General features: G+C 61.1%; 17 protein-coding genes and 2 pseudogenes. 15 read left to right on the top strand and 4 right to left on the bottom strand.

Features of this window, described 5'->3' with window-relative positions; translation table 11 throughout:
* Window positions 1-48: 48 nt before the first annotated feature.
* Window positions 49-318 (bottom strand): PepSY domain-containing protein, encoded by a 270-nt coding sequence (locus tag AC0J41_RS11830; protein ID WP_025109971.1) that lies wholly within the window; start codon window positions 316-318, stop codon window positions 49-51.
* Window positions 319-470: 152 nt separating this feature from the next.
* On the opposite strand from AC0J41_RS11830, the gene AC0J41_RS11825 reads away from it, so the two are divergent.
* On the top strand, window positions 471-1,478 hold the full coding sequence (locus tag AC0J41_RS11825) for a FecR family protein (RefSeq protein WP_473015662.1): 1,008 nt from the start codon (window positions 471-473) through the stop codon (window positions 1,476-1,478).
* 73 nt (window positions 1,479-1,551) lie between these two features.
* Here AC0J41_RS11825 and pvdQ read toward each other — a convergent pair whose 3' ends face one another.
* The gene (gene pvdQ / locus AC0J41_RS11820; RefSeq protein ID WP_473015660.1) at window positions 1,552-3,912 is read right to left on the bottom strand and encodes a bifunctional acylase PvdQ; all 2,361 of its coding nucleotides are present in this window, start codon (window positions 3,910-3,912) and stop codon (window positions 1,552-1,554) included.
* A 277-nt stretch (window positions 3,913-4,189) separates the two neighbouring features.
* On the opposite strand from pvdQ, the gene AC0J41_RS11815 reads away from it, so the two are divergent.
* Complete coding sequence (locus AC0J41_RS11815; RefSeq protein WP_025109974.1) at window positions 4,190-4,567, top strand: fe2+ zn2+ uptake regulation protein; 378 nt, start codon at window positions 4,190-4,192, stop codon at window positions 4,565-4,567.
* Window positions 4,568-4,585: 18 nt separating this feature from the next.
* On the opposite strand, the gene AC0J41_RS11810 is transcribed toward AC0J41_RS11815, so the two are convergent.
* Window positions 4,586-4,774: a hypothetical protein gene (locus AC0J41_RS11810; RefSeq protein ID WP_025109975.1), complete on the bottom strand. Its 189-nt coding sequence runs from the start codon at window positions 4,772-4,774 to the stop codon at window positions 4,586-4,588.
* Window positions 4,775-4,931: 157 nt separating this feature from the next.
* Here AC0J41_RS11810 and AC0J41_RS11805 point away from each other — a divergent pair, with 157 nt between their 5' ends.
* The 6 genes from AC0J41_RS11805 (at window position 4,932) to AC0J41_RS11780 (ending at window position 12,392) form a co-directional block, all read left to right on the top strand.
* Window positions 4,932-5,066, top strand: a complete 135-nt coding sequence (locus AC0J41_RS11805) for a hypothetical protein (protein ID WP_007961861.1) — start codon at window positions 4,932-4,934, stop codon at window positions 5,064-5,066.
* Between the two features lie 262 nt (window positions 5,067-5,328).
* Window positions 5,329-6,585: an MFS transporter gene (locus AC0J41_RS11800; RefSeq protein WP_473015658.1), complete on the top strand. Its 1,257-nt coding sequence runs from the start codon at window positions 5,329-5,331 to the stop codon at window positions 6,583-6,585.
* Window positions 6,586-6,594: 9 nt separating this feature from the next.
* The gene (locus AC0J41_RS11795) at window positions 6,595-7,725 is read left to right on the top strand and encodes a LuxE/PaaK family acyltransferase (RefSeq protein ID WP_473015657.1); all 1,131 of its coding nucleotides are present in this window, start codon (window positions 6,595-6,597) and stop codon (window positions 7,723-7,725) included.
* A 1-nt stretch (window position 7,726) separates the two neighbouring features.
* Window positions 7,727-10,129 (top strand): aldehyde dehydrogenase family protein, encoded by a 2,403-nt coding sequence (locus AC0J41_RS11790; RefSeq protein ID WP_473015656.1) that lies wholly within the window; start codon window positions 7,727-7,729, stop codon window positions 10,127-10,129.
* Between the two features lie 47 nt (window positions 10,130-10,176).
* On the top strand, window positions 10,177-11,466 hold the full coding sequence (locus tag AC0J41_RS11785) for a phenylacetate--CoA ligase family protein (protein ID WP_473015655.1): 1,290 nt from the start codon (window positions 10,177-10,179) through the stop codon (window positions 11,464-11,466).
* The gene (locus AC0J41_RS11780; RefSeq protein WP_473015993.1) at window positions 11,466-12,392 is read left to right on the top strand and encodes a GNAT family N-acetyltransferase; all 927 of its coding nucleotides are present in this window, start codon (window positions 11,466-11,468) and stop codon (window positions 12,390-12,392) included. The genes AC0J41_RS11785 and AC0J41_RS11780 overlap by 1 nt, the downstream gene beginning before the upstream one ends.
* Window positions 12,393-12,440: 48 nt before the next feature.
* Here AC0J41_RS11780 and AC0J41_RS11775 read toward each other — a convergent pair whose 3' ends face one another.
* Window positions 12,441-12,968, bottom strand: coding sequence for a hypothetical protein (locus AC0J41_RS11775; RefSeq protein WP_025109981.1), 528 nt, complete (start codon window positions 12,966-12,968; stop codon window positions 12,441-12,443).
* Window positions 12,969-13,349: 381 nt separating this feature from the next.
* Between AC0J41_RS11775 and AC0J41_RS11770 the strand changes: the two are divergent.
* From AC0J41_RS11770 to glgA, 7 genes and pseudogenes are all read left to right on the top strand, one after another.
* Window positions 13,350-14,480, top strand: a pseudogene (locus AC0J41_RS11770) (HAMP domain-containing protein); the annotation flags it as partial.
* A 333-nt stretch (window positions 14,481-14,813) separates the two neighbouring features.
* Window positions 14,814-15,341: pseudogene (locus tag AC0J41_RS11765) on the top strand (methyl-accepting chemotaxis protein); the annotation flags it as partial.
* A 234-nt stretch (window positions 15,342-15,575) separates the two neighbouring features.
* A complete protein-coding gene (locus AC0J41_RS11760) occupies window positions 15,576-16,022 on the top strand; it encodes a DUF411 domain-containing protein (protein WP_473015653.1) in 447 nt (148 codons plus the stop codon).
* Window positions 16,022-16,456 (top strand): YqaA family protein, encoded by a 435-nt coding sequence (locus AC0J41_RS11755; protein ID WP_473015652.1) that lies wholly within the window; start codon window positions 16,022-16,024, stop codon window positions 16,454-16,456. The genes AC0J41_RS11760 and AC0J41_RS11755 overlap by 1 nt, the downstream gene beginning before the upstream one ends.
* An 86-nt stretch (window positions 16,457-16,542) precedes the next feature.
* Window positions 16,543-17,607: an alpha/beta fold hydrolase gene (locus AC0J41_RS11750; RefSeq protein WP_473015651.1), complete on the top strand. Its 1,065-nt coding sequence runs from the start codon at window positions 16,543-16,545 to the stop codon at window positions 17,605-17,607.
* 13 nt (window positions 17,608-17,620) lie between these two features.
* The gene (locus tag AC0J41_RS11745; protein ID WP_473015650.1) at window positions 17,621-18,574 is read left to right on the top strand and encodes a D-2-hydroxyacid dehydrogenase family protein; all 954 of its coding nucleotides are present in this window, start codon (window positions 17,621-17,623) and stop codon (window positions 18,572-18,574) included.
* Between the two features lie 714 nt (window positions 18,575-19,288).
* Window positions 19,289-20,875: a glycogen synthase GlgA gene (gene glgA, locus AC0J41_RS11740; protein WP_025109987.1), complete on the top strand. Its 1,587-nt coding sequence runs from the start codon at window positions 19,289-19,291 to the stop codon at window positions 20,873-20,875.
* Window positions 20,876-20,893: the final 18 nt, after the last annotated feature.

Below are 20,893 nucleotides of genomic sequence, written 5' to 3'. Positions count from 1 at the left end.
AAAAACGCAGGCCCATGGGCCTGCGCATGCGCCTGCTACGTGTCAGCGTCAGTCTTTCTGATCGCGCAATACGTTGCCGGAAGCACCATCGATGCGGAATTCGTAGACGACGCCATCCGCCTTGCGGCCCTCGCCTTTCCAGTAGCCATTGTTGTCTGCCTCGATCTCATACACTTCGACATAACCGGCCTTGGTCTTGACGATCTCGATAGCCTTCTCGATGGTCACCCAGCCTGCGCCTGGCCGGTCGGCCATGGCGGCACCCGCGCTGAACAAGGCGGCGGTGGCGATAACAGCGGCAAAGGTTCTTTTGATCATTTTTTCACTCCATTTGTGGATGATGTTCCTCGGATGTCCTGTTTTTGGGCGCCAGACGGAAAAATAAGTTCCACTTTGATGGGCAATTGCCATGACGGTTGTTCTCGGCACTTGGCCCGCAAGGTTAGAATGCAGCAAACCAGGACGAGTCAATGACCCAAGAATCCCTCTCGGAAGCCGAATACGATGCGATCACCGATGCCGCCGCGCACTGGTGCATGCGTCTGCACGCTGTCGATTGTTCCGCCGAGGAGCGTCTGGCTTTCGAGCAATGGCGCGACGCCCATCCGCTGCACGCCTTCGAATATGAAGCGATGCTGGAAATCTGGGGCGTCGCTGAGCATTTGCCACGCCCGCAACCGACCCTGAATGTGCCACTGAACAAACCCGCCCTTGCCTGGCGGCGCTACGCAATCGCCGCCAGCATCTGCGCCCTGGCGTTGCCACTGGCCGCCTACAGCGGCTGGAACCTTGGCTGGCTGCCCAACAGCTACCAGCACTTCGCCGCCACCGACAATGTCCGTCAGGTCACGTTGAACGATGGCAGCCAGGTCGAACTCAACCTCAACAGCGAACTGACCTTCAGCAATTACAAGGACGAACGTCGGGTCACCCTGAAAAAAGGTGAAGCGTTTTTCGAGGTCAGTCACGACCTCACCCACCCCTTCGTGGTTCGGGCCGCCGAGGGCAAGATCCGCGTGACCGGCACCCGCTTCAATGTCTGGCTCTATGAAGACCAGGTGCGGGTCAATCTGATCGAAGGCTCGGTGCTGGTAACCAGCAACGCAGCACTGCCCGGCGACGGCTTGCGTCTGGGGCCGGCCATGCAGGCGCAGTACCGGCATGGCGACTACATGCCACAGATCAGCCAGACCTATCCCAACGACAACGCGCTGGCCTGGCGCAGCGGCAAACTGGTGCTGGACAACCTGGCACTGAACGAAGCCCTGCCACTGATCAATCGATACCTGAGCAAGCCGCTGAAGCTCGCTGACGCCAGTACTGGAGCGATCCGCGTCGGCGGCGTCTACAACATCAAAGAGCTCGGCGGACTGGTCAACACCTTGCCCAAGGTGCTGCCGGTCTACCTGACCCGCAACACCGAGGGTGACCCGGTGATCAACTCGATGCCCCGCCAGCCACCAAAACCTGAAGCATGAAACCTGACAACAAAAAAGCCGCTGCTCCTCTTCAGGGGGCAGCGGCTTTTTCGTTCAGGCCTCAATCAATCGCTTACTGCTCGGCCACCTTGGCCGGCTGAACCGCAGCCTCACGAATGGCCTGCACCTGATACTGCGGGTCAGCCTTGATCTGCGCTTCGGTGAAGGGCATGACGCTCCACTGCTTCTTCGAAAACGCTTCGGTCTGGTCCCGGGAGTATTTCGACGCCGGGTCACTGGACAGGGAAAACGCCAGCAGCCCCTGCGCCTGCGGGCCTTTGTCGTCGAATGTCACAACTTGCAGATAGCTGGTGCCGCTGACCACTTCGAGCTTGCCGTCTTCACGCGGCACACTCTGGATCGCGTTGTAAATGCCCAGCGTCCCCGGTCCACCGTGAATTGCCGTTTGCCGGGCACCGCTGCTCACCACCTGAATATCACCCCAGCGGGTGTCAGGCTTGAGCCCCGTTTTCTCAGTGGTAGCGACCGACGCCAGCATCGCTTCACGCAGCGCCTTGCTCACCGCCGGTTGTTCGATTGCCAGCCCGCGCGGCGTGTGCTGCGGGTCTTTCGGATCGAACGGCACCCGCCAGATAGCCGGTGACTCGAGCAACGCCTGCATGATGTTCTGGAAATGCACCAGCCCGATGCCCGAATCCAGATTCGCCCGGCCGTCCCAACCCTTGAGGCCGGCGCAAACCGGCTTCAGTGCGGCCGCGTCGGCAGCCAGATCGGCAGCGCAGAACTTCAACAGATCGGGCAGCACCTGCGTCGCCAGATACACGTTGTCATCCATCACCATCTGTTGCAGATCCTTGACCGCCACCGGCCCTTGCTTGCCCAGCGTGCTCAGACGATCCAGAGCAAATCGCGCACGCAGGCCCAGTGGCTGGCCGTCCTGGCTGATCAGCGGCGAGAAACCGGTCAGCGGTTGCGCCGGGTTCGCCAGCCACGCCGAATCATTGGAATGCTGGACGAAATCCTTGCGCAGCAGCTGCGGCAGCTGGTTGGCGGCATAGATGCCCGGCTGCGCGGCTTGTGGGTCGATATCCCACGCGCAGGCGCTGTGCGAACCGTCCAGCACAATCATCTGCAAACCCGCACGCGGATCACTGCACCGGGCGAGTTTGTCAGCGCTGACGTTGGGTACCACCGACAGGTTCATGTACAGCGTCTGGCCCTTGTCATCCACCGCCAGGGTGTTGACCCACGGGATGCCCTGGATCTTGTGCACCGAATCCTGCAAATCCTTGAGGTTTTCGGCCTGATTCATCGCGTACCACTGGGTCAGCACGCGATCGTTGCCCAGGTTGGCATCGCGCAGACTGTAGGCGTACTGATGGTCCCAGTCGAGCTTGCCCGGCCATTGCACGATCGGGCCGAACTGCGAGCTGTAGACATCGCGCGCTACCGGCACAACCTGACCGTCCGCCTGTTTGACCTGCACGGTCACGGTCTGCTTGCTCATCGGCAGCGATTTGCCGTCGAGCAGGTAGCGAGTCGGGTCTTTCGGATCAAGTTGCAGGCGGTACAGGGTGAAGTGCTTGGATGAATCGACCGTGTGGGTCCAGGCCAGATGCTGGTTGAAGCCGATGTTGATCATCGGCAACCCCGGCAATGCTGCGCCCATGACGTCGAGTTTGCCGGGAATGGTCAGGTGCATCTGGTAAAAACGCATGCCGCCGACCCACGGAAAATGCGGATTGGCCAGCAGCATGCCGCGACCGTTGAACGAGCGCTCGCTGCCGACCGCCACGGCGTTGCTGCCGCGATCCAGGGCGAAGCGCTGCATGCGCGCGTCCGCGACCTGATAGGCGTGTGCATTGCTGTCGATCTGTGCCGACGCCTGCGGCGGTGTTGCGCCGGCCAACGCCTCGGCGAACTGCCCGACCCCGCCCTCGACCAGCAGCCGACGCGTGAGTTTCACCAGGTCCTCGGCGGCGATCTCGCGCACCCATTCACCTTGGCACTGCTGCGGCAAACCCTGCTGGCGACGCTCGGCGAGGTAGCGGTTGTAGCCTGCGGCATAGCCTTCTACCAGCTCGCGCACTTGCGTGGGTTGTGCCTGCCAGAACGCGGCGACTGCCTGCGGGGTATTGAGCCAGGCGAAGAACACATCGCTGACGCGGTTTTCGCGTTCCTCGACGGTGAACTGGTCCGGGCCGAAATAACGCGAGCGCTGACCATTGACCGTGACGATCTCGTTGGCCAGCAGGCACAGGTTGTCCTGGGCGTAGGCGTAACCGATACCGAAGCCCAGGCCCCGCTCGTTTTCTGCCCGGATGTGCGGCACGCCAAACCCGGTGCGGCGAATCTCGGCGCTGGCCTGAGCAGCACTGGCCTGAGTGGCGGGACTGAACGCATGGGCCGACAGACTGAGCCCGAGGAACGCGCCGGCAAAGGCCAGCCCGGTTAACTGTCTGGAAATAATCACACACGCTCCTGATCGATAGGACAAGGATCGACGCGTGCGCCGGATCCAGTCTGAAGTTGACGCATGCGCCTGGGCGCAAGGTGGCTGATCAGGAAACGAATCCGGGGGAAAAAATTTAGGCCGCGCGCCCACCGGACAATCCAGTGGTTACGGGAAAACAACGAATAAGCGACAAAATTTCTACATATTTCCTTTCATGATTCGCCGTGCTGAAACGTCTTGTTCAGTGAGAGCTGCCAAAACGTTTCCTGATCAGGCTCTGAAAAGGAGTAACCCCATGTACAACTCGCAACTACCAACGGACGGTAGCCAGGCGTCACAAGGAGCTTCCATGAGCCCCCGCGCGAGCAGTTTCGCACCCAGCCCCGAGCGACAGGGCAATGAGCGCATTCGCCTGCTGCTCAAAAGCTTTGGCCTGCGTACCAGCCTGATTCGTCTTAAAGTCATCGACGCCCTGCTGGTCGCCGCGCAAAGCGATCGACGCCTTGGCGTGCGCGGCGTGCACAGCCAACTGCTGGACCTGGACGTCCCGCTGTCGTTTCTCAGTGTGCGCGAAGTATTGAAGCGTCTGTGCGCCGAAGGTGTCGTCACCTTCAACCCGGACAAGAGTTACAGCCTGCATCCACAGGCTGCTGCAGTGCTCAATCACGATTGAAGCGTCCCGCGATCGCCGTCAGGGTTTGACCTTGCGGCGCATCACCCCGTTGATCACCACCACGACCACCGCCACGCCGATGGCGATGTACTGGAACATCTTCTCGCTGATCATCCCGGCGTTCTGCAGCCAGGACAGGCCGAGCATGATCGCCAGCACCGACAGGGCGATCAGTATCGAGTATTTCAAACGTTGCTTCTGGGTCATTGCGGGTTCCTGAAACTTTCAAATGTATCCGGTTTGTATCCGATTGCATGCCATGCACATACCGTGTCACGGGGATGGGCCGGGGCAAACGCGGTCTCATGTTACAGCCGATGAAGAGTTTTGGCTTCATGACGGCGTAACCATGAGGATCTTTGAAATGTTCCGTCGAATCACCTGGCTGATTCCCGTCCTTGCCGTACTGACCTTGAGTGGCTGCATCATTTTTCCCCACGGAGGCTGGCATGACGATCACCATCGCTACCAGGAAGGCCCCGGTTATTACCATCGATAGAACAGGATTGTTCGCCTGCCGATACGCCTGAAGTACCGGCCGAGAAACACCACAAGTCTTTTCAGCAACCACCATGCCCGCCGCCCGGCGGGCATTTTTTTGCGCGCGCCACCCCCGGAAAAGCACCGATACCCGACGGGCACCGAGTCACTTAAATACGTTGTAAGTATTTGAAATTTCATGTCGCAGCAAAGCATTAGAGGCTGCGACGACTCCGCCTCTAGTCTCTGCGGACTTTCTCGATCAATGGAACAGGGATGTCATGCAGAGAACTTTGATCGTAATGAGACCGGTGCAGATAATTGGATTCTGCCTGGCCATTACCGCTTTTGAATTGATCACGTACATGGCGAGCGACATGATCATGCCCGCCATGCTGACGGTGACCGACGAATTCAACGCCGATGCCCGGCATGTACCCAACGCCTTCAATTTGTACCTGATCGGCGGCGTCTGCCTGCAGTGGCTGATCGGCCCTCTCTCCGACCGTTATGGCAGACGGCGCTTGTTGTTGCTCGGCTGTGCGCTGTTCGGCCTGGCGTGCGGCGCTGCGGTCATGACGCAGCGCATTGAAGCGTTCAACGCGTTGCGCCTGATTCAAGGCATGGGCCTGGGCTTCGTGGTTGCCGTCAGCTATCCGACGTTGCAGGAGGTGTTCTGCGAAGCCGACGCGGTGCGGCTCATGGCCTTGTTGGGCAACGTGGCGCTGTTGTCGCCACTGCTCGGGCCGTTGCTCGGCAGCTTGTTGCTCGAATGGCTGAACTGGCGGCAGCTGTTTCTCGGCCTGGGGGCGGCGAGTGCCGTGGTCTGGCTCGGTCTGTTGGTCTGGATGCCGGAAACCATCGGTGTGGTGCGGCGCGACGGGCAGCAACAGGCACCTGCAACATTCTCGTTCAGGCAACTCCGCCACCGCTACCTCGTACTGCTGCGCAACCGCCGATTCGTCGGCAGCAGCCTGGCGCTGGGCTTGATGAGTTTGCCCCTGATTGCCTGGATCGGGCTGGCCCCGGTGCTGCTGATGCAGCGCCTGGAATTGTCTGCGCTGGAATATGGCCTGTGGCAGATCCCGGTGTTCTCGGCGGTGATCATCGGCAATCTGCTGCTGGATCGATTGCTGACCACGCACACGCTATTGCGGGTGATCGGCCTGTCGTTATGGCCGTTCTGCTTCGGCTTGCTGATGCTGATCGCCGCAGCCCTGTTATCAGCGTCTCTGGTATGGGCAGTTGCCGGTCTTGCTGCGTACGCGCTCGGGCTGGGCATGAGCAACGCTGCGCTGTACCGGCTGGCACTGTTTTCCAGCGATGAAGGCAAAGGTCTGGTCTCGGCGATGATCGGCATGCTGTCGATTGCCGTGATGGGGGCCGGCGGATCATCGATTGCGCTCATTGGCGGCGGCGAGAGCCTCCAGTCCTTCTCCCTGTGGGCGGCCCTCGGCGGTCTGCTGTGCCTGCCCCTGCTCCACTGCTTGCTGCGCAACAACCCTGCGGCGCCCGCCGCGCCAAACACCCATCAATAAGGATATTCGATGACTCGATTCCCCCACAGCGATGCGTTATGCGCGTTGCCGCAACCCTATTGCCCGGCTTCCGTACCCGCGGGGCTGTTCAATCAGGCCATGGCTGAAATCACTCGGTTCCATGCGAGCCATACGCCCGGTTACGGCCATTGGTTGAGCGCCCACTCCATCGATATCGATGCGCTGGACACACTGGACGACTGGGCGCAACTGCCACCGATTTTCGCCAGCTTCTTCAAGCAGCACTTGTTGCTAAGCCCCACGGGTGAAGACGCACTGGAACTGACCTCCTCTGGCACCAGCGGGCAGAAGAGCCGCATGCGCTACGACTCGCGCAGCCTCGGGGCCGCGCAGTACATGGTCGGACGAATTTTCGCGCAGTACGGCTGGATCACTCCGCACACGCCTTGCAATTACCTGCTACTAAGCTACGAACCAGAGCAAACAATCACCTTGGGCACCTCCTTCACCGATCAATTCCTGTGTCGCTTTGCCCCCGTCAATCGGCTGGTGTATGCGCTGCGCACCAATGGCGACGGGCATCAGTTTGATCTGTTCGGTGTGATCTCAGCCTTGCAGGCGTTTGCCGAAGAAGGCCTGCCGGTACGCATATTCGGCTTCCCGGCGTTTCTCTGGGAAACCCTGCAACGCATGCGCGCCACCGGTGTGGCGGATCTGCAACTGCCGGCGGGCTCACTGGCATTTTTCGGCGGTGGCTGGAAAACCCGTGCCACCGAGGAGGTTCCCAAACAACAGCTGTACGCGCGGATCCAGCAACAACTGGGCATCGACGCCCAAGACTGTCGCGATGGCTATGGTGCGGTCGAGCATGCGGTGCCTTACATCGAATGCGCTCACCACCACTTTCACGTGCCGGTCTATTCAAAAGTCTACGTGCGCAGCGCGCTGGATTTTTCCGTCTTGCCCTATGGACAGCGGGGTTTGCTGAGTCTGGTCTCACCGTACATATCCTCAAGTCCGGCGCACGCCGTGGTCATGAACGACCTTGCTACGCTGCACCCCGGCACACGTTGTGACTGCGGACTGCTCAGCGACTGGTTCGAACTGCATGGCCGCGCCGGCACTACAGCCGCCAGGAGTTGCGCCATGGCTGCCTCCGAACTGCTGGGGAGGCACTGACATGTTCTTGATCAATGGACAACTGCGCAGCGACGGCAACCTCGACAGCGTTTTGCAGCAACTGCACCTGGAACTACCCCAGCGGCTGCAAACACCGCTTGAAACCAGCACGCTGCTGGCGGCCACCGAAGCCTTCGCCGAACGCCTGCAGCATCAGACGTCGGTGTCGGCGCTCGATGCGGGGCAACGTCAGGCACTGATCGATTTCTGCCAGCCTGCCGCGCTGCAGGCCAAGCTTGATCGCGAGCTCGGTCGGCAACCCGATTCGCTACGCCGCATCGACTATCGCCAGTCACGCTTCGAGCGCTGGAGCCCGCTGGGTCTGGTGGTGCACATCACCCCGGCCAATGCTCCATTGCTGGCGTTTTGTGCGGTGTTGGAGAGCCTGTTGAGCGGTAACGTCAACTGGTTGCGCCCCAGCAGCAGCGACGGCGGCTTCACCGCGCAATTGCTCCAGGCGCTGCTCGAATGCGATCCGAGCGGGCAACTCGCCGGCTACGTGGCGGTGCTGCCGACGACCACCGGACAAATCGGCCAACTGTGCAAACACGCCAACGGTGTCGCCGCCTGGGGTGGCGAACGTGCATTGCACGCGATCCGCCAGCAGCTTGCGCCAGGCTGCCGCTGGATCGATTGGGGCCACCGTATCAGTTTCGCCTATCTGACCCCGGATACGCTTTCGCCGGCAGTGCTTGATGCCATCGTCGATGAGGTTTGTCGCCTTGATCAGCAAGCCTGTTCCAGTCCGCAATGGCTGCTGGTGGACAGTGACGAGCCGGCCGTTATGGAAGGCATTGGCACGCAACTGGCCGAGGCGTTCGAACGCCGCGCCGGACAATGGCCGGCCCTCACCCCGACGCCTGAGGAAGCTTCGCAGATCATCACCAGTATGGCGATGGCGCGGCTGGCGCAGAGTTTTACCGGGCAAACCGGCCGGGTCTGGAATGCGCGGGGCTGGCGAGTGATCTGGAGCCACGACCGCCAGCTTGAACCCTCTGCGCTGTTTCGCAGCCTGCTGCTCAAGCCCGTCCCCCGCGAACTGCTTGCCGGCACGCTGCTGCCCTGGCGCAACGTGTTGCAGAGCTGTGCCTTGGTGTGTGCACCGACGCAGGTCGGCGAACTGGCACAAACGCTGATTGCCGCCGGTGTCACCCGCATTGCCCCGATCGGCGCGATCCACGATGGCTACGACGGCGAACCGCATGACGGTGTCTACGCCCTGCAACGCCTGAGCCGAAGGGTATCGGTCAGTCTGCCACCGGGCATGCTGTCGAGCCATGCCACGCTTGATCGCCAGCCTGCGCCGCCTGCGCTTTGCGACGTATCGATCATGGACAAGCAAACCTTTGCCGATCAGCCGCCCGATCCGACGGCGCAGCTGTATTTTCGTTCCGGGGGCAGCAGCGGCGCACCGGTCCTTTCGGGCTTCAGCCACGACGATTTCCAGCGCCAGATGCGTGCCGCTGCCGACGGCCTGTTTGCAGCAGGCCTGGACCCGGCGCGGGACAGGGTCATGAACCTGTTCTTCAGCGGTGGGCTATACGGCGGTTTTTCCAGTTTCAGCAAAGTGCTGGAACAACTCGAGGCCAGGCATTGGCCGATGGGCGCACCGGCGGATGACGATTACCGCGAGATTGCGCAAATCATCGTCGAACAGCAGATCACCGTGCTGATCGGCATGCCCGGCACCCTGCACCGACTGTTCCTCAACGAGCAACCGACACTGCGCCGCTACGGCGCCATCAGCAAAGTCTTTCTCGGCGGCGAACACCTGAGTGAGCATACCCGAGAGTTGCTGCAAAGCTGCGGCGTCGGCCTGATTCGTTCAGCGCTTTACGGCAGCGTCGATGCAGGCCCTCTGGGTCACGCCTGTCACGCCACGCCTGATGGCGTCTTTCACCTGATGAGCGACATCCAGCACTTGGAAATCGTCGACTTTGATCATGACAGCCCCGTCAGTGATGGCGAATCCGGTCGTTTGCTGGTGACTTCTCGGGCACGTCAGGGCCACTCCGTGCGGCGTTATGACCTCGGCGACAGCGGGCGCTGGCTGCCTGGCCTGTGTGAATGCGGCCTGCCTTCGCCGCGTTTCGAACTGCTGGAGCGTCACGGCAAGTTGCTGCGCATCGGCACCGACTTCATTTCGTTGACGACGCTGGCGCAGCACCTGCAAGCGCCCTTTCAACTGATCCTCGATCACGGACCCGAGGGCCTGGAGCGCATGCGTTTGCGCAGCCCTCAGGCACCGCAAGAGACCGATCGACAACTGCAGGCGTATCCGAAGCTGACATCGTTGGTGCAGATCGGCCTGCTCACCGTGGACGTCGAGCAATGTGCCGTCGAGCAGTTCTCCCGCAACAGGCACAGCGGCAAGACACCGCTGCTGATTGACCAGCGCCGCTGACCGCAGGTACCTGCACGCGGCCCTCCGCCCTTTTATAAGAAACGATCATGAACACAACCGTTGAATTGACCACCCTGCTCAACTTCGCCCGCCAGCATTCCGATTATTGGCGCGAGCACTTCCAGCACGTCGCAACACCCATCAGCGCATTGGCCGAACTGCCCGTGATCGACCCTGCGCATTACTGGCGCGACAGCCAGCGCCCAGACCAATGGCCGGTACTGACCGGCCCCCTGCACGATGCGCTGATCTTCAAGACCGGGGGCACCACCGGCGCCGGCAAACTGTCGCTATTCACCCGCGCGGAATGGCAAACCCTGGTGCGCGATTTCGGCCGCCACCTCACGGCACAACTGAACCCCGGCGACCGGGTTGCCAATCTGTTTTTCGTCGGCGACCTGTATGCGAGTTTCATCTTCGTCCACGATGCGCTGGCCCATGTCGAGACACCCGTCTGCGAGTTTCCGTTCACCGGGGAGGTCAACAGCGGTGTACTGGCCGACTCGATCGTTGCCTATCGCATCAACGCACTGGCGGGCGTACCCGCCCAACTGCTGACGTTCGCCGCCTGGCTTGAGCGTCAGTCACGGACACTGGAGGTTGTCGAAACGCTGCTCTATGGCGGTGAAAGCCTGTTCCCCGCGCAACTGCAATTGCTCGGCCGGGTGTTCCCGAACGCCCGCATCGCCTCCATCGGCTACGCCAGCGTCGATGCAGGGCTGATCGGCATCAGCACCCGCGATTGCCTCCTGGGCGAACACCGAATGCTGGCAACCCACAGTGTGCTGGAGATCATCGATGAAGTGACCGGGGAGATCATCGAAGAGTGCAATCGCAATGGCCGACTGGTGCTGACCAACCTGACGCGGCGTCTGATGCCAGTGATTCGCTACCCGGTCGGCGACCTGGCCTGCTGGCGCGAACCCGCCGGGACACCCCTGCGCAAATTTGCCCTGGCGGGCCGCAGCATGCACAGCCAGCGTGTGCGGGTAGGCGTTTTGAGTCTGGACACGGGGGATATCGACGAGTTGGTCCGTGCCCACGGTGCCAGTGATGACTGGCAACTGCTCATCGAACAACAGGGAAAGAAAGACCTGCTGAGTCTGCGTTGGGTACCGGGCACGCAAACGTCTGATATCGCCCTGACGACCACAAGGCTGCGCAGCGCACTGATTGACCAATACCCTTTGATCGAGCAGATGCACGCCGAACATCTGCTCGACCTGCACGTGATCGACTGCGCTAACGACGAACTGGCGTGTCATCCGCGCTCCGGCAAGCGACAGCGGGTCGTCGACCGGCGCGAATATGGCACCCCGTGCCTGAGGCAAGAATGATGGATGCGGTAACCTTGCGCCGCTATCGGATCGACGATGCAGCGGCGGTCAATTGCCTGTTCCGGGAAGTCTATGGCGACCATTATGTGCAACCGCACGTCTATCTGCCCTGGATGATCAGCCAAAACCACCGCGAAGGTCGCTGGCACTCGTTAGTGGCGCTGATGAGCGACAAAATCTGCGGGCACGCCACGTTGTTTCGCCAGGCGGCCAGCCATTCACTGACGGCAGAACTGGCGTTGAGCGTGGTACACCCCGAGACTCGCGGACAGAACATCGCCACACTATTAGGCCAGCAGTTGCTGATTCATGCTCAGGCACTTGATTGCCGGGGCGTCACGATCAAACAGGTGACGCAGCACCCGTACACGCAGCGCATGGCCGCCGGTCTCGGCTTTCACAGTTGCGGCTTGTTACCGGACTACGTGGCCACGCCCTTTGGAGGGCCGGGACGGGAGACGATCATTGTCGGCCACTGCTGCATCGACGGCTATCGACGTCCATTGCCGAAGCTGGTCTGGCCAGAGGCCTGTCGCGAGTTGATGCTGCACCTGGAGACAGCGTTTGGCACCACAGACAACGCTGCACCCTGGAAAGGCCCGAAGGTGCATTTTGAATATGCATCGGGGCGTTATGACATGGTGTTGAAGGCACTCGAGGACGACCTGTTTCAGCAGTTGGATCAACTGCCGGCGCAGTGGCTGATTTCGCTTCGGCTCAGACTCGCCGAGGGGTTTGCCAGTGCATTGCACAAACTGGCTGCCGTGGGTTTCATCTTCACCGGGATCGCCCCGGATGACCGTACCGAAGGCTGGCTGGCACTGTTTCATCGCGGCTATCAGCAACCCGCGCTGACGTTGCATTGCTCACACATGCAACGCCTGCAGGAACAAATCCGACAGACCAGTGAAATCAAACCGCAGTAGACATGAAAACGGCCCGTCCACAGAGTGGACGGGCCGCAGAGGGTCGGCTTAAGCCTTGGCCTTGACGCCTTGATCCACAGGCTTGGGCGCGTTGCCTTCACCGTAGGTTTTCAGGTTCTGCAGCACGTAGATCGCCTTCTTGTACTCGGGGATCAGATTCTTGCCGTAAGCGTTGCCATTGAGGCCATTGCTCTGGATGGCGTCGAGCTGGGTCGCGAAGTACTCCAGCGCGTTGAATTTGGCATCAACGTCTTTGGTCACGCCGAACCGGTCGAACTTGTCGCCAGCATTGAGCAACGTGAAGGAGGTGATTTCAGAGATCAGCCCACGGCCACGCAGGAACGCACTCAGGTTGCCCAATTGCTTTACAGAGGTGTTCGCCGGATCGAAACCCTTGAGATTCTTGCGCAGACCCTGCTTGTCCATTTCTGCAGTGTTCAGCGCGTTCGGATCGTTGCCGACCAGAGACAGCATCTGCTGCACCTTGACGCTCTGAGCCACCTGCTTTTTCGCGCCCGTATTGCGAACCAGCACCCCTGCCTTGCTCTCCCAGCCGCCGACAATGCCGATCGTCATGAGAAGACTCCCTGTGAAAAAACCATGAAATGTCCTTGATGGACCACTCGAATGCCGTGAAGTATCTACCGGCCAACTAGTGGCACCAACCCTTTTAGTGCAGTCGCTTACAATTTTTGTACATTCTAGATACAAATCGCCACAGATGCGCTATCTCGGGCGTTTCTCCCGGTTGGGCGAACCTCGTCGATGGTTTTTTGCGCGCTTGCACACGGCGCTCAACTTATTTGTATCAAGGCCGATACGCACCTTTGGCCTGCCTTGTGCGTTCTTGTACGAAAGTACCTAAAGCTTCCCCGCTCGCCGACGATACGCTGGTGTACCCCCGCCGTTTTTCCCCCGACGCCACAATAAAAAATCGCAGATCAAGGACCGGTATCCATGCCCGCATTTCGCACCATTCAGGCTCGCTACACGCTATTTCTGGTTCTGTTCATCCTGCTGCTGTCGGTATTGACCGTGGCTGGAATCAGCCAACTGGTCGCGCCCAAGCTGCGCCATACCGAAGAGCAGGTCGTGCTCAATCGCATCGCCGAAGTTGCCGAGCAGATTCAGGGCGAACTGAACAAAGTGCAGGCGCAGCAACGCAGCATCACCCAGACCATTCCCCTGCTCGACAGCGCGGCCATCGACACCGTGTTGCCGGGACTTGTCGACCAGTACGGCGAGCTGAAAGTGTTTGGTGGCGGGATCTGGCCGTTGCCGGGCCAGCGTGAGGCCGGACGCAACAAATTCAGTACCTTCTGGCACCGCGATGCCTCGGGCAAACTGGCGGTGAACACCTTCTGGAACAGCGACGCCGCGCCCAATTACTACGACCAGAGCTGGTACAAGGGCGGCATGCAGACCCCGCGCGGCCAGTGCGCCTGGGCTGCCGCCTATAAAGACGACGCCAGCGCCGAACCGCGCACCAACTGCGCCATGGCAATCCAGAAAAACGGCGCGGCCTGGGGCGTATCGACCATCGACGTCACCCTGGGCTTCTTCAACGACCTGGTGGCGCGCAAGGAAAAAGACCTGAACGCCGAAATGCTGATCGTCGAGGCCGACGGCAAGATCATCAGCAACAGCTCGCGCATCAGCGGGCCGATCGTGCTCAAGAATATCAACGAACTGGCCGCCGGCTCGACCTTTGCCAGCCAGGTCAAGGCCGGCCTGCAGAATCGGGATCAGGCGCAACGTGTGGAGTTCGACAATAACGGCGAGGCCAGCACCTTCTTCATGCGCCCGATCGAAGGTACGCCGTGGTTCCTCGCCACGGCCCTGCCGACCAAAATGCTCACCGCCCAGCGCGACGATGTGCTCAGCAGCCTGAGCCTGTTGCAGATTCCGCTGGTGATCCTGCTGGTGCTGTTGCAGGTCTACGCGATCCGCCAACTGGTTTCGCGGATGAAAGCGCTGAAAGCCAACATCGACTTGCTGTCCAGTGGCGATGCCGACCTGACCCGGCGCATCACCATCCGTGCCGAAGATGAGCTTGGGGCCATCGGCCATTCGGTCAACACCTTCATCGCCTACCTGCAAAACATGATCGGTGAAGTGACCCAGGCCACCGGCGCCATGGCCACGAGCCTCGACGACCTGCAGCGGACGTCGGCGCACACCAGCCAGATCCTGTTGCGCCATGCTTCGGAAACCGATCAGACCGTTACCGCCATCACCGAAATGAGCTCGACCGCCGACAGCGTGGCGCAGAACGCCGCCGAAACCGCTGCCTTCACCCAACGTGCCAACGAAAACGCCGACCGCTCGCGGGTGGTGGTGGGCGAAGCGACCAACAGCGTGGTGGCCTTGATCGATGAAGTGGCCAGTGCCACTCAGAAAGTCGAAAACATGCAGCAGGACGCGCAGCGCATCACCGAGATTCTCGGGGTGATCGGCGCAATCGCCGGGCAAACCAACCTGCTGGCGCTCAACGCTGCCATTGAAGCCGCCCGTGCCGGTGAACAGGGGCGCGGTTTTGCGGTGGTTGCCGATGAAGTGCGCGCCCTCGCCGCCCGCACCCAGGCCAGCACCTCGGAGATCAACGAAATGCTCACCCGCCTGACCCAAGGCGTGAGTTCGTCGGTCAGCGCCATGGAAAATACCCAGGCCAGTTGCCAGTCCGCCGCCGACGCCACAGCGCGCGTCAACTCGGGGCTGGACGAAATGGCCGGTTCGGTCAGCCACATCAACAGCCTCAGCACCCAGATCGCCACCGCCGCCGAACAGCAAAGTGCGGTGACCGAAGAGATCAACCGCAGCATGGTGCAGATCCGCCACATGGTGGAAGAACTGGTGCACAGCGGCCAGGCCAGCGAACTCAACACCCGCCAGTTGCTGGAAGCCAACAGCCGGGTCAGCGCGATCATGGGGCGGTTCAAGGTACGTTGATTCCTGCGTCCCACATTGGTTTTCTGCCAATCAGATTACCAATGTGGGAGCGAGCCTGCGCGCGGCAGCGGTGTGTCAGTCGACAAACGTGTTGGCTGCAAGACCGCATTCGCGAGCAGGCTCGCGCCCACAGGGGGTGCTTTGTATCAACTTGAAACACTCCGTTGATGCCGGGCAGGATAAACCGGTCAAAATGCATTCCTTTTTGACCCTCATTCCAGCCGAGACCTCATCATGCGAACCTCCTTGCGACTGGCCGCCCTGAGCGCCCTGCTCCTGTCCTCCCTGGCCCAGGCTGCCGATCTGATCCCGATCGAAGTGCATCGTGATGCCAATTGTGGCTGCTGCAAAAAGTGGATCAGCCACCTCGAAGCCAACGGCTTCAAAGTCCAGAACCACGTTGAATCCGACATGAGCAGCTTCAAGCAGCAACACGGCGTGCCTCCGCGCCTGGGTTCGTGCCATACCGCGCTGATCAACGGCAAGTTCGTCGAGGGCCATGTGCCGGCGGAACAAGTGCTGGCCCTGAGCAAGCGGGACGACCTGCTGGGCGTGGCTGCACCGGGCATGCCGATGGGCTCGCCGGGTATGGAAATGGACGGCATGAGCGATGCCTACCAAGTGATCGGCCTGAAGAAGGACGGCACGGATGTGGTGGTGGCGGACTACCCGGCCCACTGATGGGCGCCGGTTACGTCGGACTGTTCGCGGCGGCGTTCGGTGCCGCAACACTACTGCCACTACAGTCCGAAGCGCTGCTGGTCGGCCTGATCGCCAGCGACCGCTACTGGCTGTGGGGGCTGCTGGGCGTGGCGACGCTGGGCAACGTGCTGGGTTCGCTGGTCAACTGGTGGCTGGGACGCGGCATTGAACGCTTTCAGGATCGACGCTGGTTCCCTGTCAGCCCCAAGCACATGGCCACTGCGCGCAAACACTACGAGCGATATGGGCATTGGTCGCTGTTACTGAGCTGGGTGCCGGTCATTGGCGATCCGCTGACCCTGATCGCCGGGGTCATGCGTGAGCCGCCGGGGCGCTTTCTGTTGATCGTCACCTTTGCCAAGGGCGCGCGTTACGCCGTGGTGGCGATGCTGACACTGGGCTGGCTCAGTTGAACATTCCGCCGTTGCCGTTGCCTGTGGTTAACGTCGCCCTAATCCAGGCGTTCCAGCATCGGCCGATTTCAATGGAGTTTGCCCTCATGTCCGTCACGCTATCCCGCTGGCTGCCCGGCCTGTTCCTGACTGCTGCGCTGCCGCTGTTTGCCCATGCCGCCGAACCCACTGAAGCAGCGCCCGGTGCAGCCGCTAACGATGGCCCGACCTATGGCCCGCAGTTGCAAGGCTTTCAATACCCCTACACGCTCAAACACTTTGCCTTTCAGTCCCAGGGTAACTCCTTGCAGATGGGTTACATGGACGTCGCCGCCCACGGCAAGGCCAACGGCCGCACCGTGGTGTTGATGCACGGCAAGAATTTTTGTGCCGCCACCTGGGACAGTTCGATCAAGGCCCTGAGCGAGGCAGGTTACCGGGTCGTCGCACCGGATCAGATCGGCTTCTGCACCTCCAGCAAACCCGAGCACTATCAGTACAGCTTCCAGCAACTGGCGACCAACACCCAGCAATTGCTCAAGGCACTGGGCATTCAGAAAGCCACCCTGCTCGGCCACTCCACCGGCGGCATGCTCGCCACCCGCTACGCCTTGCTGTTCCCGGATCAGGTCGAACAACTGGCACTGGTCAACCCGATCGGCCTGGAAGACTGGAAGGCGCTCGGCGTGCCCTACCGCACCGTCGACCAGTGGTATCAACGCGAACTCAAAGTCACTGCCCAAGGCATTCGCGACTACGAACGCAACACCTATTACGACGGCCGCTGGAAACCGGAATTCGACCGTTGGGTCGACATGCTCGCCGGCCTGAGCAATGGCCCGGGCAAAACCCAGGTGGCGTGGAACTCGGCACTGATCTACGACATGATCTTCACCCAGCCGGTGTACTACGAGTTCAAGGACCTGAAGATGCCGACCCTGTTGCTGATCGGCACGTCCGACACCACCGCCATCGGCAAGGACCTCGCCTCTCCAGAGGTCAAGGCGAAAATCGGCCACTATGACGTACTCGGCAAGCAGGTCGCCAAGCTGATCCCCCGGTCGACGCTGGTGGAATTCCCCGGCATGGGCCACGCGCCGCAAATGGAAGAGCCGGCAAAGTTTCACCAAGCCTTGCTGGGCTGGCTGAACAATACCAATCCCGTTCGTTGATGAGGTAAGGCAGATGGCGGTGCAGATTGCAGTGATTGATGACTGGCAGGATGTGGCACGGGATGTGGCCGACTGGTCGGTGCTCGACAGCATTGGCGACGTGACGTTTGAGCATGATTACCCGGCAGACAACGCCACCCTGGCCGAGCGCCTGGGCCGGTACCAGGTGATCTGCGTGATGCGCGAGCGCACACGCTTCGACCAAGACCTGCTCCAGCGCCTGCCCAATCTGAAGCTGCTGGTCACCGGCGGCATGCGCAATGCGGCTCTGGACCTGCAGGCGGCCGCCAGCCTCGGGATCAAGGTCTGTGGCACTGACAGCTACAAGCACGCAGCGCCGGAATTGACCTGGGCGCTGATCATGGCCGCCACGCGCAATCTGGTGAACGAAGCCAACTCACTGCGCGCCGGTGGCTGGCAGCAAGGGCTGGGCGGTGACCTGCACGGCAGGACGCTGGGCATCCTCGGCCTTGGCAGCATCGGCCAGAAGGTCGCGCAATTCGGCCAGGTGTTCGGCATGCGCGTGATCGCCTGGAGCGAGAACCTTACCGCCGAGCGCGCGCAGCAGGCCGGCGTGATTTACGTCAGCAAGCAGGCATTGTTCGAACAGGCTGATGTGCTGTCGGTGCATCTGGTGCTCAGCGAGCGCAGTCGCGGGCTGGTCGATGCGCAGGCGCTGGGCTGGATGAAGCCAACGGCGCTGCTGGTCAACACCGCCCGCGGGCCGATTGTCGATGAAGCGGCCCTGATCAAGGCCCTGCAGAAACAACTCATCGCCGGGGCCGCGCTGGATGTGTTCGATCAGGAACCGTTGCCGGCGCTACACCCGTTTCGCACTCTGGACAACGTGCTGGCCACGCCGCATGTGGGCTATGTCAGCCGACAGAACTACGCGCAGTTCTTTTCGCAGATGATCGAGGATATTCAGGGCTGGGCGGCGGGGAGCCCGGTTCGCCTGTTGAACTGATCGCCATTTTTGGAGGGCGGTGAACCGACTGACGCCTTCGCGAGCAAGCCCGCTCCCACCTTTTGGACTGCATCCTCCTGTGAGAGCCTGCTCCCACCTTTTTGGAATGCATCCTCCTGTGAGAGCCTGCTCCCACCTTTTTGGAATGCATTGCTCCTGTGGGAGCCCGCACCCACATTTGATCGGTGTACGCCGTTCCCTGTGGGAGCGAGCCTGCTCGCGAAGAGTCCCTCACAAACACCCCATCAACAAACTGCCCGCACCACAACAGTGCATCCTTCCTTCTCGCTAGCACAAAAGCGTGACCGACCAGTCACCGTTTTGGCCCTCTCCAGCAAAAAAACCTGCACTTCGTCGGTGCGTGCGCCCCGGCGCGCCACGACTTTCGCTGCCTGCAAACCGATTGTCGAACAATTTACCCATTTGCTCTGGCCCGCTCTAGGATCTGGCCTAGACTGATTTTCGCGGGGCTCGACCTGCCGGTCACAGTGCGGAAAAAAAGTCGAAACTTTTGCGCGAAGCGACGGGTCATCTGAAACACAGGGGCAACGCGACTGGTGCAATCCTTGCAACGCCCCCTCCACCCATTCTGCTTGCGCGTGTTGGGTAGCGTTTGCTCACCGATGCGTGGCGCGTTTGCGCCCGGCCACAGGACTTGGCCAAGGACATCGCTTGTTCAAGACAAGAATCAGATCAACGAGACGGGAGATTCATATGATCAGTGCGGCATTGGATATTCAGGGAGAGCGTGCTCAGCAGGCCGTTGGCGAATCGAGCAGCGTGAGCCTTCCCGGCAGCCGGTCGATCAACGTCCCGGGCACCAAAACGCTGACGCCGGTCGCCAGCCAGAATCCCAACAAAAAGAAAGTGTTGTTCGTGACCTCGGAAATCGCCGACCTGGTGAAGACCGGCGGTCTGGGTGACGTTTCCGCCGCCCTGCCCCGCGCCATGGCACATCTGCACGATGTGCGGGTATTGATCCCCGGTTACCCGCAGGTGATGCACAGCGAAAACCCGATCCACATCATCGGCGAACTCGGTGGGCACGCCGCGCTGCCACCGTGCAAGATCGGCCGCATGGACATGCCGGACGGGCTGGTGATCTACGTGCTGATCTGCCCTGAACTGTATGAGCGGGAAGGCTCGCCTTACGGCGCCAACAACGGTCGCGACTGGCCGGACAACCATATTCGTTTCGCCCGTCTGGGTCTGGCGGCTGCCGACATCGCCGCCAACCTGGCGCAAATTCACTGGTGCCCGGATCTGGTGCACGCCCACGACTGGCCGGCGGGCCTGGCGCCGGCCTATATGCACTGGCGCGGGCAGCGCACGCCAACCCTGTTCACCATTCACAACCTCGCTTATCAAGGCGTGACCAGCCTCGGTTCGTGCCCGGAACTGGGTATCCCGACCCACGCCCTGCAACAGGAAGGCATGGAGTTCTACGGCAAGATGTCGTTCCTCAAGGCCGGCATGGCCTATTCGAGCCACATCACCACGGTCAGCGCGACCTATGCGCAGGAAATCACCACCCCGGATTTCGGCTGCGGCCTCGACGGTTTTCTCGCCGCCAAGACCCAGCAAGGCTTGCTCAGTGGCATCCCCAACGGTATCGACGAGAGCTGGGACGCGGCCACCGACCCGCACCTGTTCGCGCCATTCGCCATTGGCGACTGGGAAGGCAAAGCGATCAACGCGGCCCACGTGCGTGAACTGTTCGGCTTGAAGGACTCGCAAGGCCCGCTGTTCGCCGTGGTCTCACGTCTGGTCTATCAAAAGGGTCTGGACCTGACGCAGGCAGTGTCCGAGTACATCGTGCAGAACGGCGGCCAGATCGCAATCATCGGTCGCGGCGAGCCGGAAGAAGAACAGGCCATGCGTGAGCTGGCGCTGCGCTTCCCGGGGCAGATCGGCGTGCGCATCGGCTTCAATGAAACCGACGCCCGGCGCATGTTTGCCGGCAGCGATTTTCTGCTGATGCCGTCGCGTTATGAACCATGCGGCTTGAGCCAGATGTACGCGCAGCGCTTCGGTTCGCTGCCGGTGGCGCGCAACACCGGCGGGCTGGCCGACACCATCGAGAACGGCGTCACAGGCTTCCTCTTCAACGAGTCCACCGCCGACAGCTACCGCGAAGCCCTGAGCCGTGCGTTCAAGGTGTTTGCCTTCCCCGAACTGCTCAATGCCATGCGTTGCCGCGCGATGGCCGCGCCGTTCAACTGGTGCAAAGCGGTCGAACCCTACGCCGAACTCTACGAACAACTGGTCGCCAAGGCGCTGGGTAAAGCCGGCCACAAATAACTCAGGGAGTTTTCCACG

This window comes from Pseudomonas sp. Arb-4-2C (assembly GCF_055755015.1).
Note: the sequence above shows the minus strand (reverse complement) of the source record. Positions and strands in the feature narration are given on the sequence as shown.